The organism is Methanoculleus receptaculi (assembly GCF_033472595.1).
GTDB classification, from domain to species: Archaea; Halobacteriota; Methanomicrobia; order Methanomicrobiales; family Methanoculleaceae; genus Methanoculleus; species Methanoculleus receptaculi.
Genome location: NZ_CP137642.1, coordinates 257,047 through 268,822, shown reverse-complemented (window position 1 = coordinate 268,822; position 11,776 = coordinate 257,047). Strand labels below are relative to the sequence as shown.

12 protein-coding genes are annotated in these 11,776 nt (G+C 61.1%); 5 read left to right on the top strand and 7 right to left on the bottom strand.

Features of this window, described 5'->3' with window-relative positions; genetic code table 11:
- Positions 1–140: 140 nt before the first annotated feature.
- Genes R6Y96_RS01435 through R6Y96_RS01425 form a run of 3 tightly spaced genes read left to right on the top strand, consistent with a single transcriptional unit; the run spans position 141 to position 3,208 of the window.
- On the top strand, positions 141–1,298 hold the full coding sequence (locus R6Y96_RS01435; protein ID WP_318621716.1) for an iron ABC transporter substrate-binding protein: 1,158 nt from the start codon (positions 141–143) through the stop codon (positions 1,296–1,298).
- A 30-nt stretch (positions 1,299–1,328) separates the two neighbouring features.
- Entirely contained in the window at positions 1,329–2,441 is a 1,113-nt protein-coding gene (locus R6Y96_RS01430) for a FecCD family ABC transporter permease (RefSeq protein WP_318621715.1), read from the top strand.
- Entirely contained in the window at positions 2,438–3,208 is a 771-nt protein-coding gene (locus R6Y96_RS01425; protein WP_318621714.1) for an ABC transporter ATP-binding protein, read from the top strand. The genes R6Y96_RS01430 and R6Y96_RS01425 overlap by 4 nt, the downstream gene beginning before the upstream one ends.
- A gap of 34 nt (positions 3,209–3,242) precedes the next feature.
- On the opposite strand, the gene R6Y96_RS01420 is transcribed toward R6Y96_RS01425, so the two are convergent.
- A complete protein-coding gene (locus R6Y96_RS01420; protein WP_318621713.1) occupies positions 3,243–5,402 on the bottom strand; it encodes a thioredoxin domain-containing protein in 2,160 nt (719 codons plus the stop codon).
- A 147-nt stretch (positions 5,403–5,549) separates the two neighbouring features.
- On the opposite strand from R6Y96_RS01420, the gene R6Y96_RS01415 reads away from it, so the two are divergent.
- Positions 5,550–5,942 carry a hypothetical protein gene (locus R6Y96_RS01415; protein ID WP_318621712.1) on the top strand — a complete coding sequence of 131 codons (393 nt, stop codon included), beginning with the start codon at positions 5,550–5,552 and terminating at the stop codon, positions 5,940–5,942.
- On the opposite strand, the gene R6Y96_RS01410 is transcribed toward R6Y96_RS01415, so the two are convergent.
- From R6Y96_RS01410 to R6Y96_RS01385, 6 genes are all read right to left on the bottom strand, one after another.
- Entirely contained in the window at positions 5,920–6,165 is a 246-nt protein-coding gene (locus tag R6Y96_RS01410; protein WP_318621711.1) for a 4Fe-4S binding protein, read from the bottom strand. The genes R6Y96_RS01415 and R6Y96_RS01410 overlap by 23 nt on opposite strands.
- Positions 6,162–6,689 (bottom strand): 2-oxoacid:acceptor oxidoreductase family protein, encoded by a 528-nt coding sequence (locus R6Y96_RS01405; RefSeq protein WP_214022850.1) that lies wholly within the window; start codon positions 6,687–6,689, stop codon positions 6,162–6,164. The genes R6Y96_RS01410 and R6Y96_RS01405 overlap by 4 nt, the downstream gene beginning before the upstream one ends.
- Positions 6,682–7,794, bottom strand: coding sequence for a transketolase C-terminal domain-containing protein (locus tag R6Y96_RS01400; RefSeq protein ID WP_318621710.1), 1,113 nt, complete (start codon positions 7,792–7,794; stop codon positions 6,682–6,684). The genes R6Y96_RS01405 and R6Y96_RS01400 overlap by 8 nt, the downstream gene beginning before the upstream one ends.
- A complete protein-coding gene (locus R6Y96_RS01395) occupies positions 7,788–8,702 on the bottom strand; it encodes a thiamine pyrophosphate-dependent enzyme (RefSeq protein WP_318621709.1) in 915 nt (304 codons plus the stop codon). The genes R6Y96_RS01400 and R6Y96_RS01395 overlap by 7 nt, the downstream gene beginning before the upstream one ends.
- A 77-nt stretch (positions 8,703–8,779) precedes the next feature.
- Complete coding sequence (gene truA / locus R6Y96_RS01390) at positions 8,780–9,586, bottom strand: tRNA pseudouridine(38-40) synthase TruA (protein ID WP_318621708.1); 807 nt, start codon at positions 9,584–9,586, stop codon at positions 8,780–8,782.
- The gene (locus R6Y96_RS01385; RefSeq protein WP_318621707.1) at positions 9,583–10,248 is read right to left on the bottom strand and encodes a PHP domain-containing protein; all 666 of its coding nucleotides are present in this window, start codon (positions 10,246–10,248) and stop codon (positions 9,583–9,585) included. Before R6Y96_RS01385 ends, truA begins: the two co-directional genes overlap by 4 nt.
- A gap of 42 nt (positions 10,249–10,290) precedes the next feature.
- On the opposite strand from R6Y96_RS01385, the gene R6Y96_RS01380 reads away from it, so the two are divergent.
- Entirely contained in the window at positions 10,291–11,715 is a 1,425-nt protein-coding gene (locus R6Y96_RS01380) for a dihydropteroate synthase-like protein (protein ID WP_318621706.1), read from the top strand.
- The last annotated feature ends 61 nt before the right edge of the window (positions 11,716–11,776 follow it).

The following is an 11,776-nucleotide window of genomic DNA, read 5'->3' as shown; positions in this document are numbered from 1 at the left end:
CGGGGGGTCATTTTCCGCTGGCGGGAGCACAGAACTCCGGACGACGGGACCATACTGTAGCACTTATTGAAAATTGATAATATATAATAGATCCAAATTAGATAACTATAATAAATTGTGTTACTATACTGAATACATGTATGTCTAAGATCGGTTCTCCCCTCTTCCTCACGGCTGTACTGTTAACAGCCCTCGTTCTCGCTGCCGGGTGCAGCGGTAACGGTGCCGCGCCGGATACCGGGAAATCCGCTGAAACCCGGACTATCACGATCACCGACGGCCTCGGTCGGACGGTCACCATCCCGTCACCACCGGAAAGTGTCGTCTGCTCGGGCTCCGGATGCCTCCGTTACCTGGTCTACCTGCAGGGTCAGGACCTCGTTGTTGGTGTCGATGATATCGAGAAAGAGGACCAGTCGGTCGAAGGCCGTCCATACGCCCTGGTCTACGGATCGCAGTTCAAGGATCTCCCCCTGATAGGCGAGTTCCGGGGCAAGGACGATCCCGAGAAGATCCTTGCCATAGGTCCTCAGGTCATCTTCAAGACAGGGTCCAGCGGATCGGCCTATTCGATCAGCGCATCAGAGGCCGATAAACTCCAGGAGAAGACCGGTATCCCGGTCGTGGCTTTCTCCTACGGATCGCTTCGAAATGATGCCGAGAAGGCCGAGATGTATACCGGCCTTAGTGTGATGGGCATGGTTCTCGGGAAGGAGGATCGCGCCCGGGAGGTCGTCTCTTACATAGAGGAGACGATAGCCGACCTTGAGAACCGGACAGCCGATATCCCGCCATCCGGGCAGAAGACGGTCTACATAGGCGGTGTCTCCTACGCAGGCAGCCACGGTATCATCTCCACCGAACCCGCCTACCCGCCGTTTACGTGGGTCAACGCAAGGAACGTTGCGGCCGGGCTCGGCACCGTTCACGCCGACGTCGCGAAGGAGGCGCTCGTCGATTGGGACCCTGGGTACCTCTTTATCGACCTTGGCACCCTCCAGATGGATGGCGGGGGTGCAATCGGCGAGTTGAAGACCGACCGTGCGCTTGGGGGTCTTACCGCCGTGAGAGAGGGTAGGGTCTACGGTCTCCTCCCATACAACTTCTACAGCACCAACTACGAGACCGTGCTGGCAAACGGCTACTTCATCGGTAAGACCCTCTACCCCGACCGGTTTGAGGATATAGATCCGGTGGAGAAAGCAGACGAGATCTACACTTTCTTCGTCGGGGAACCGGTGTTTGAAGAGCATAACGCGGAGTATCAGAACATGGGGTTTGCGGAGATCCCCCTCTGATACCGGGTTTGGGCAGGAGTGGTTGAATAGATGCACCTTGCAGACGGGGTGATCCCCACCGATTACCAGGGCTACGTCCGGCGAAAGCGACTCTGGATACTCGGAGGTGTGGTCGCCCTGGCCCTCCTGTTGATAGTCTCGATATCGGTCGGTGCGGTTGCCATCCCGCCCCATGAGGTCTTCCTCTCCTTGCTGAACGGCAGCATCGACCGGATAAACCTGCTCTTCAACCCCGGTGGCACCCTCGATCTCTCCAGCACCGATCGGATCGTCTGGAACATCCGTCTTCCTCAGGCGCTTGCCGCGATCGTTGCCGGGGTCGGACTCTCGGTGGCCGGGGTTGCCATGCAGTCGATCCTCCGCAACCCGCTCGGGTCACCGTATACTCTTGGTATATCGAACGCTGGTGCATTCGGGGCAGCGGTCTCGGTCATCCTCCTCGGCACCGGGCAGATGCATTCCACGGCTGCAGACGCTGTCAGACTGAGCAACCCTTACCTGACAACGGTGGTGGCATTCATATTCTGCCTCCTTGCAACCGCGGTGATCATCCTGATCTCCCGTATACGTGGAACGTCGCCCGAGGTGATGGTGCTCGCGGGGGTTGCCCTCTCCTCCCTCTTCACGGCCGGGACTATGTTCCTCCAGTACTTCGCCGACGATACCCAGCTCTCTGCGGTCGTCTTCTGGACGTTTGGCGACGTCGGTCGGGCCACATGGCAGGAACTCGGGATCATGGCTTTCGTCACCCTGGCGGGGTCTCTCTACTTCATCGCGAACCGCTGGAACTACAACGCTATCGATGCCGGCGACGAGACCGCGAAAGGCCTCGGTGTCAATGTCGAGGCGGTCAGGGATATTGGTATGGTTGTCGCGGCGCTCCTATCCGCCGTGATCGTCTCGTTCCTCGGGGTGATCGGGTTTGTGGGGCTCGTCTGCCCGCACATGGTGAGAAGGCTCATTGGTGACGACCAGCGCTACCTTATCCCGGGCTCCTGCGTGATGGGCGGCCTCCTCCTCCTCGCCTCGGACACGGTTGCAAGGGTCATCATCGCCCCTTATGTCCTCCCGGTTGCTGTGTTAACGGCGTTTCTGGGCGCGCCGGTCTTCATCTATCTGCTCTTGCGGGGGTATAGGCGATGATCCTCAACGTTGATGGCGTGGCGTTCAGTTACCGGAGTTCCCCGGTGATCAGGGATATCACGTTTGACCTGCGGCCGCACCAGGTGCTCGCGATCCTGGGTCCCAACGGCGTCGGAAAGACGACGCTCTTGAAGTGTATGAACGCCATCCTGCGGCCGAAGGTGGGTTCCATCCTGGTCGAGGGCTCGGAGATCCTGAAGGCGGACAGGTTGTCGATCGCCCGGAAGGTCGGTTACGTTCCGCAGCGGTGTGAGGCCGGCCGGATGACCGCATTCGATGCTGTCCTACTCGGCAGAAGGCCGCACATCGGCTGGGACGTGACGGAGCGCGATCTCCGGATCGTCGAGGCGGCTTTAAGGATGCTCGATCTGGAGAACCTTACACTCCGCTACATCGACGAGATGAGCGGTGGAGAACTCCAGAAGGTGAGTATCGCAAGAGCGCTTGTCCAGGAACCCCGGCTCCTTCTCCTGGACGAGCCTACGAGCAGCCTCGATCTCAAGAACCAGATCGAGATCCTGGGGATCATCCGGCGGGTGACGAGAGAGCACAACGTCGCTGCGGTGATGACGATGCACGACCTTAACATGGCGCTTCGTTACGCCGATCGCTACATCCTCTTGAAAGACGGCATAATCCATGCCGCAGGAGGGCCGGAGGTGGTGACGCCGGAGACGATCGAGGCTGTCTACGGCGTTCCGGTGGCAGTCGAGCGCTACAACGGTTACCGTGTCGTGGTTCCCCTGGAACCCGGCGACGGTTGCTGACCGGTGGGTTTACCGCTCGATCGTCGCCCCACCCTCAGACACCTGGTTGGTGCCGGTGTATTCCTCCGGTTCCTGCAGCCCGCAACATCTCGTCAGGGTCGGTTGTGGGGATCCTGCAGGCGTGGTTGGTGCAGACGTACGCAGTCGCTCTCCCATCGATCATCACCATATCACGGGTAAACCCGGCTATCTCCGCGATCTCCGGTCTCTCTTCACCGGTGGGGCGGAGTATGACCACGGAACCGGGTATGTAGTGCGAGTAGATCTTCCGGACCATTGCCACTGTATCCTCAGCTCCCGGAACCCCGGCGATGACCACCTCGGTCTTTTCTCCCTTCATCAACTCAACCGCGGTGAGGAACGATGGGGACGCGGCTGGCGACCTGGTGACCAACCCGGCAAATGCGCGATGTATCCTCCCCGCCGTCTCCTCGAGTTCGAGGTTCGCCGTCATCCGCCCCAGGAGATAGAGTGCGTACATGGCCGCGCTGTTACCGGATGGGGTAGGCCCATCGTAGACCGGTTTCTGGCGGACGGGGGTGTCGGCATCGTCCGGGACGAAGAAGAATCCACCGTTGTCAGGATCCTGGTAGTGTTCGATGAGGTCGTTTGCGAGTTCGAGTGCGGTCTGGAGGTATTTCGGGGAGAAAGAGGCTTCGTAGTCCTCGATTAGAGCCAGCAGCATGAACGCGCAGTCATCGAGGGTGGCCGTAAGACCGGCCTCACCCTGTCTGTAGCGGTGAAGCAGCCTCCCGTCCGGTCGCCGGAGATTGTTGAGGAGAAATGCGGTCGCCCTCTCTGCTGCTGCCAGGTATTCCGGGTCGTCAAAGACCCGTGCGGCTCTTGCAAGGGCAGCGATCATGAGGGCGTTCCAGTCGGTAAGGATCTTGTCGTCCTTTGCTGGGTGGACGCGCTGCTCTCGAGAGGCAAAGAGTTTCTTTCTGGCCTCTTCCACGAACCCGGCCAGTTCCTCCTCTGTGGTCTCGAACTCCTCAGCCAGGGCTGAAAGCGGGCGGCGCAGACGGAGGATGTTTCTGCCAGTTATCCTCCTTCCGGGTTGTTCCAGGTAGTTCCCCGGCCCGGTTACACCGAAGATCCTGGAGAACCTTTCTCCGTCCTCCTGACCCAGGAGATCCAGGATCTCGTTCTTCGTCCAGAGGTAGAACCTCCCTTCCTCGCCCTCGCTGTCAGCATCCTCTGCCGAGTAGAAACCGCCGCCCGGATCGGTCATATCCCGCAGGACATAGGTGATGATCTCCCGCGCGGTTCGCTCGAACTCTTCCTTCCCGCTCGCCAGGAAGGCCTCGGTGTATACCAGAGCCAGGAGCGCCTGGTCGTAGAGCATCTTCTCAAAGTGCGGGACGAACCACTCCGCATCCGTCGAGTAGCGGTGGAACCCGTAACCGATCTGGTCGAAGATCCCGCCCTGCCGCATGGCAGAAAGCGTCTTTGCGGCCATCATGTACGCGGGCTCCTTTCCACTCCGGTTCCAGTACCTGAGCAGGAATATGAGGTTGTGCGGCGCAGGAAACCATGGCGGGTTCCCGAATCCGCCGTTATCCCTGTCAAATATCCTGAGGAAGGTGCTGTAGGCCTCATCGAGGACACCTTTCGTGATCTCCGGGCCGTTTTGCGGGGTGCGGGCGGCGTTCTGGAGCGCTTCCAGCAGAAGGTTGCCGGCGTTCTCGAGATCCTGCCGCTGCGTCTCCCAGGCCCTCCTGATCTGGGGGATGAGATCGATAAGCCCGATCATCCCGTATCTGCTCTCTTTCGGGATGTAACTGGCAGCGAAGAATGGTTTTTTGTCAGGGGTCATGATGATGGTGAGCGGCCAGCCGAGAGTATCCGTCAGCGCCTGCGCGGCGGCCATGTAGACCTGGTCGATCTCCGGCCGCTCCTCGCGGTCAACCTTTATGCATACAAAGGTCTCGTTTAGGAGCCCTGCGACCTCCGGGTCGGCAAACGACTCCTCTGCCATGACGTGACACCAGTGGCAGGTCGAGTAGCCGATGGAGAGGAATACCGGTTTTCCCTCCCGTCGTGCGCGCGAGAACGCCTCCTCCCCCCAGGGGTGCCAATCTACGGGGTTATAGGCGTGCTGCAGAAGATACGGGCTCTTCTCGTTGATCAGTCGGTTGGGCGGCGGTCTCGCCCCTCCAGGGGCCCCGGGGCCGCCTCCCTCTTGCGGGTTCATACCCTGAAGGTGCATACACCGGCTGATAAAGGTAAGTCTCTTCCGGCTTGCGGGAAAGAGACCTCTTCTTCGTTCCCGCAAGCCGGGGTGCAGACCCGCGGCTGGGGGCATGGCGAGGTTTTATCTATCAGGCCTCAAGTATCATGCATGAGCGAGCGGTTCATCTTCACCCGCTACCACACCCGCTGCTACCGTTGTGGCGAGGTTGCCGATCAGATCATAAAAGCAGTCTCAGCGCAGGCGCAGGTGATCTGTTCGGCATGCGGGGCGACCCGGATCTTCATCCCCAGGTTCGAGAACACCGGGATCTCCGGCATCTCTACGCCGATCGGGCGCTACGATCTCTGGAGCATAGAGGCCGACGGATACTGCAAACATTGCGCCGTCACCGGCCCGCACGATCTCGCGATCGGATCGGGCCACTTCACGACCCGTTGCCGCAACTGCGGCTACACCCATTTCTACCGGTTCAACCTGGAGTATATTGCGCAATGCCCGATCGATGATGAGGGGGAGGTCAGCGCTCCTCCCTCACCATAGCGATGGCCTGTTTCGGGCACTCGTTTGCGCAGATACCACAACCCTTGCAGAACTCAAGGTCGATATTCAGTTCCTCGTCGATGACCCCGTCGGGGCAGTACTGGGCGCATAGCCCGCAGGCGTTGCAGGCCTCCTCATCCACCACAGGCCGGAACGTCCGCCACGATCCTGTCCTTCCCGAGGCTGCTTTGCCCGGCCTGCTGAGCGCAAGTCTCTCTCTCATACCTTCAGCTCCTCGTATGCCGCCACAGCAGCCTTCACGTTCCTTTCGTCGTCAAACATCTCCCTTATCGCCTGCAGCGCCGAGGGGAGTGTGATCACACCCATCTTTGCGAGCGCCCCGAGCACCGGCGTGTTCAGGATCGGGCTTCCCGCAACAACCAGGTTCTGTGCGAGCGCGATCCCGGTAAGGTCGACGTGGTAACAGGTTCCCCTGCAACCATCGACAGGGTGGGCGCTGTTCAGGAGGACGGTCCCGCCATCCTTCAGCCCTTCCAGGACGTCCACCACGTCCATGATACTCGCGTCGAGCACGATGACCAGATCCGGTTCGTGGATCTGGCTGTAGACCTTGATCTGTTCATCGTCGATACGGACAAACGAGACCACCGGCGCCCCGCGCCGTTCCGCCCCGTAGAACGGGCAGGCTGTTGCGTGCTTCCCGTCCCTGAAGGCCGCGAGAGCCAGGAGTTTTGCGGCTGTGACACCGCCCTGTCCGCCCCGTGAATGGATCCTGACCTCATACATGGTCGTTCACCCCGAACCAGGTCTCCTCACCCGGGCGTCTTCCTCTGACAAAATCCGCAATATCGTTGTATGTGACCTCCTGTCCCCCGAGGCCGGCGATCACGCTGTATGGCTCGATTCCGGTCTTCGCCCGGATTGAGTGGGCAACCACACCGCCGAAGCCGAAAGAGTAGTCGCGGTCGATGACGACGACCTCCCGCCCGGAGAGATCGAGGTCGGGGAACGGCCTGAACCAGCGCAGCCGCATCGATCCCGCTCTTATACCCTCATCGCGAAGCCGGTCGACCGCCACCTCGGCCTCTTTCCCGAACGTTCCGAGGGCAATAACGACGACATCGGCATCCTCGCACCGGTACTCCTCGGTGGGGCCGTATGAGCGGCCGAACCGGTCTGCAAACTCGCTTTCGACCTCTGCGATCACGCCCCGAGCATCGCGCATCGAGCGCTCGATATCCCATCGGAACCGGTAATAGTTGTCCGGCCCTGTCATGGGGCCGTAACCGCGCGGGTTCTCTGTATCGATGGCGTGCGGGAGGTGGTATGGCGGCAGGAAATCGCCGATCTCCTCTGTCTCGAGCGACTGCGTGATGTGGCTGAGCGAGAACCCGTCCAGGTTGACCATCACCGGGAGGAGGACGCGCTCGTCCTCGGCGATCCTGAACGCCATCAGCGTGGCGTCATAAGCCTCCTGCACGGTTCCCACGTAGACCTGCAGCCAGCCGGTATCCCGCTGGGAGAATGCGTCGGTGTGCTCCGCCCAGGTGTTCCATCCTGGTCCCAGGGCGCGGTTTACGTTTGCCATCACGATCGGCAGACGCCCTCCTGCGGCCCAGTGGATCATCTCGTGCATGTAGAGGAGACCGTGCGAGCTCGTCGCTGTGAACGTCCGGACGCCTCCGACGCTCGCCCCGATGCATGCCGCCATCGCCGAGTGCTCGCTCTCCACGGGGATGTAGCGGCTCTCGAGGTTGCCGGTGGTGACGTAATCGGCGATCTGTTCGACGATCTCGGTCTGGGGGGTGATCGGGTATGCGGCGATTACGCCCGGTTTTGCGGCCTTCACCGCCTCGGCCACCGCCCTGTTGCCGGTTGCAATCGTCAGCATACTCCCTCCTCCTCGCGGGCAAGCCGCTGGATGTTCTGCTCCACCTGCTGGCGCATCAGATCGAGGGTCTCGGGGCTCAGGTTCTTGAACCTGCCCTGACCGCTGATGTAGTCCTCGAGCGGCTCGGGTTTTCTCATCGCAGCCTTTGACGGACCGTTGATCGTGAGTTTCCCAAACTCGCGCTCGTAGAGTACCCAGACCCCGGTCTTCACGGCGAGTTTCCCCATCTCAACCGTCTTCTCCGTGGGGTAACGCCAGCCCGGGGGGCATGGTGCAAGGATGTGGATGAACTTCGGGCCCCTGATCGAGAGCGCTTTCCTGACCTTCTTGTAGAGGTCGAGGGGGTAGGCGCTGCAGGCTGTCGCCATGTAGGGCGGGTTGTGGGCTTCGACTATCCGGTCGAGGTCCTTTTTGGACGTGGGTTTGCCGCCAGGGGTCGTGGTTGTGCGCGCCCCCAGGGGCGTCGAGCCCGATCGCTGCATTCCGGTGTTGCCGTATGCTTCGTTGTCGTAGCAGATGTAGAGGAAGTTGGTCCCCCGCTCGAACGCCCCGGAGAGCGACTGGATCCCGATATCGACGGTCCCGCCGTCGCCTGCGTAGACGATTACGTTGGTCTCCTTTCCTGTGGCTGCAAACGCCTCGCTCATCCCGGAAGCGCAGGCGGCTGCTGCGGCAAACGCTACGTTGTAGACGGGCACGTTCATTGCCGTGGCAGGATAGATCCCCTGGATGACGCTGGTGCAGCACGCGGGTACGACCAGGACGGAGTCAGGGCCGGCGGCTTTGAGCACGTAGCGCAGACAGAGGGAAGAGCTGCAGCCCGCACAGGCGGACGTGCATCTGTAGATGTACTCCTCTTTTGGAATCGCTGACAAATTGGTTACACTCCTCCTGCTTATATCTGTCATCAATTGTAATGAGGGTTTTTACGCCCCGCTCCCCCGGTAGAGGAGAAGAGGTGGAATCGTGAGCCCTCTATTGAGCGTTATACACCGCCCCGGTCGTCCGGTGCGAGACGATCGGCGGCACACGCCATGACAGCGTGGTAACGGAGGCGGGAGGCCAGGTAGCGCTCGCTCTTCCCACCGATCTGGAGGGGGTCAAACGTCATACCGTAGTCGATATCCCAGAGTATAAGCCCCCATGGAGGAGCAGTGGCGACCCGCTGTTCGGTCGGTTCTGCAAGCAGGCGTTCGATCTCCGCGGCATCGGACTCCCCGTTCCCCACCGCCTCGAGCACCGTTGCCATCCGCCGGACCATGTTCCAGAGGAAACTCTCGGCTGTAACCTCGAAGACTGCGAAACGCCCATCCAGAAAGACCCGTGCCGCAAGGATTCTCCTCTCGGGGTCGCGGTCGCTTGACCGGGCAAACGACGAGAAGTCGTGACGCCCTATGAAGACCTGCGCGGCATCGTTCATGGCGGCGATCTTCTCCGGGGCGGGGAAGAAGTAGTAGCGGTATGTCCGGGATCTGGCGCTGTAGCGCGGGTGAAATCCCTCAGGTGGCTCTGCCCAGCCGGTACACCAGATATCCCCCGGGAGGACCCGGTTCAGCACCCGGATCGCGCGTTCGGGGAGATCCGTCAGGAAAGAACAGACCTGGCGCCGCGCATGCACCCCGCGGTCTGTCCTCCCTGCGGTGGCGAATCTCGCTTCACGCCAGTCGTCGAAGACCTGGATGCGCCTGCAGGCCTCGATGAACTCTCCCTCCACCGTTCGGAGACCGGGCTGCATCTGCGAACCGGAGAAGTGGTCACCGAGGTACGAGAACCGCAGTGCCAGGTTTATCATCGATATACCGTCCGCCGGATTTTGCGGATAGCACCTTTGAGAGACTGGCGGGTGTAGGTGTGGAGCGGTGTCATCCTGCCGCTCGCCATCGTCCGCCCTTCCCGGATCGCGGAGATGATGGAGGCCGCATCCGGTTCTGCCACGACATAGGTGATCCCGAATCCGACATAACGGGCGTTGTGGGCGTCGCTCCCCGCGATCCCGGGTTTCCCGAACTGCCGGGCTATGAGGGCGGCTTTCCGGTTTGCTGACCCGGTTATGTAGCGGCTGTTGAAGACCTCCACCGCGTCAACCGCCTCTATACCTGCTGCAAGTCTCCTCCCGACCCCGTGGCGCCAGCGGTGGTATGGGTGCGGGAGGATGAGCAGAGCCCCCCGCGAACGGGCCAGGGCAACGGTCTCGAAGAAGTCGCGCCCCGCGGGGATGGGTTCCGTGACCCCCAGGGCGAGTAGGTGGCCCTGCTGTGTCGAGACCTCGGTGCCGGGTATCACGATCACCGGCGTGTCGCACTCCATGGCGTAGAGGGCGCCTTCCACCGTGTCGTGATCCGTGATGGCGATGGCATCAAGACCGATCTGCTCGGCCCGCCGGAGGATTTCTTCCACACTGCTCTCTCCGTCCCTGGAGAACCGGGTGTGGATATGCAGATCGCACCGCAGCATGAGATCAGGTTATTTGTCACCCCCCAATAATAAGTGAAGTGTATGCGCATTCTCCTCCCTACCGGAGCGGCAACAGCCGGTATTGTGAAAGCGGCGGCTGAACAGTTTGCCGGCCGCCGCGAGATGGATGTGGTGATCACCGGTGAGATTGCGGCGTTCCTCTCTCCCCGAGACCTCCGGAGGCTGCTTGCCTCCGGCGACTACGATATGGTGATAGTCTCCGGGATGTGCACCGCATCGTTTGCCGATGTTGAAGACGAGACCGGTGTCCCTGTATACCGCGGGCCTCGACACGCGGCTGATCTGGCGCTGATCCTCCCGATGCTTGATACGATCACGCTCTCCCGGACTCTACCCGCCGACGAGTTCCTGGCAGAGAGACGGCGTGAAGAGGCCTACCGGCAGGTGGCGCACCGTGAGGCGGAGGCGGAGCCGGATTTCGTCATCCGCGGTCTGAAGATCGGCGGCAGTTCGAGGATGAAGGTGCTTGCAGAGATCATGGATGCACACATGCGTGACGACCTTTTAGCAGACGTCCGGCGATTCTTTGAGGCCGGGGCGGATATCGTCGACCTGGGGTTTGGTTTCGATGCAGCGGCAGAGGACGTCAGACGGTGTTTCTCGGCCCTCTCCGGGGTTGAAGCCCCGCTGGCGGTGGACACACAGGATCCGGATCTCATAGAGGCGGCGCTCAACCGTGCTGACCTGATCCTCTCCCTGCATGAGGGAAACATACCCCTCATAGGTAGGGCGGTTGCGGATGCCGGAGCGGCCGCGGTTGTGGTGCCGCGTGAGCGAACTCTCGCGGAGAACGTTGCTGCCGCGAGGGAGGTCGGCGTCCGTCACCTGATCGCCGACCCCCTGCTCCTGCCTCTAGGTTCGGGACTGACAGGATCGCTTGCCAGATTCTCCGATGCCCCCCGTCCGCTCTTCTTCGGGGCGGGAAACGTCGTGGAACTGCTGGATGCAGATTCCCCTGGTGCAAACGCTCTGCTTGCCGGGATGGCGCACGAGGTGGGGGCCGCGGTCATCTTTACGAGCGAGCATAGCGACAAGACGCAGGGTTCTGTGGCGGAGATGCGCCGGGCGACCGAGATGATGGCTCTCATGACCGGCCGGCCTTATCCGAAAGACCTGGGGCTTGATCTCCTCATCCTTAAAGAGAAGCGCCGCCGCCGCGAACCGCCGCTGGACTACGAGAGTGTCATGGAGGCGTCTCCTGCGCCGGATGAGATAGTCTATGATCCGCTGGGGTGTATCCGGATCGGGGTCGAGGGCGACTTCATCGTCGCGGTTCACCGCGGCTGCGCCGTGCGGGGGAAGTGCTGGGAGGACGTCTTCTACACCCTCCTCTCAAACGGGAGCCTCTCCCGACTCGACCACGCCGCGTACCTCGGTAAAGAACTTTATAAGGCGGAACTTGCCATCAGGCTTGGCCGGAGTTTTGAACAGGACGGGCCGTTCTGAAATGGTTCGCGGTATCCATGCCCAACGCGAGGGCTTATCTTCCTGCCATTCGTAACTGTCT

Excerpts from the sequence above, each read along its gene's own strand:
- R6Y96_RS01435 (WP_318621716.1), top strand. The coding sequence starts at position 141 with ATGTCTAAGATCGGTTCTCCCCTCTTCCTCACGGCTGTACTGTTAACA.
- R6Y96_RS01430 (WP_318621715.1), top strand. The coding sequence starts at position 1,329 with ATGCACCTTGCAGACGGGGTGATCCCCACCGATTACCAGGGCTACGTC.
- R6Y96_RS01425 (WP_318621714.1), top strand. The coding sequence starts at position 2,438 with ATGATCCTCAACGTTGATGGCGTGGCGTTCAGTTACCGGAGTTCCCCG.
- R6Y96_RS01420 (WP_318621713.1), bottom strand. The coding sequence starts at position 5,402 with ATGAACCCGCAAGAGGGAGGCGGCCCCGGGGCCCCTGGAGGGGCGAGA.
- R6Y96_RS01415 (WP_318621712.1), top strand. The coding sequence starts at position 5,550 with ATGAGCGAGCGGTTCATCTTCACCCGCTACCACACCCGCTGCTACCGT.
- R6Y96_RS01410 (WP_318621711.1), bottom strand. The coding sequence starts at position 6,165 with ATGAGAGAGAGACTTGCGCTCAGCAGGCCGGGCAAAGCAGCCTCGGGA.
- R6Y96_RS01405 (WP_214022850.1), bottom strand. The coding sequence starts at position 6,689 with ATGTATGAGGTCAGGATCCATTCACGGGGCGGACAGGGCGGTGTCACA.
- R6Y96_RS01400 (WP_318621710.1), bottom strand. The coding sequence starts at position 7,794 with ATGCTGACGATTGCAACCGGCAACAGGGCGGTGGCCGAGGCGGTGAAG.
- R6Y96_RS01395 (WP_318621709.1), bottom strand. The coding sequence starts at position 8,702 with ATGACAGATATAAGCAGGAGGAGTGTAACCAATTTGTCAGCGATTCCA.
- truA (WP_318621708.1), bottom strand. The coding sequence starts at position 9,586 with ATGATAAACCTGGCACTGCGGTTCTCGTACCTCGGTGACCACTTCTCC.
- R6Y96_RS01385 (WP_318621707.1), bottom strand. The coding sequence starts at position 10,248 with ATGCTGCGGTGCGATCTGCATATCCACACCCGGTTCTCCAGGGACGGA.
- R6Y96_RS01380 (WP_318621706.1), top strand. The coding sequence starts at position 10,291 with ATGCGCATTCTCCTCCCTACCGGAGCGGCAACAGCCGGTATTGTGAAA.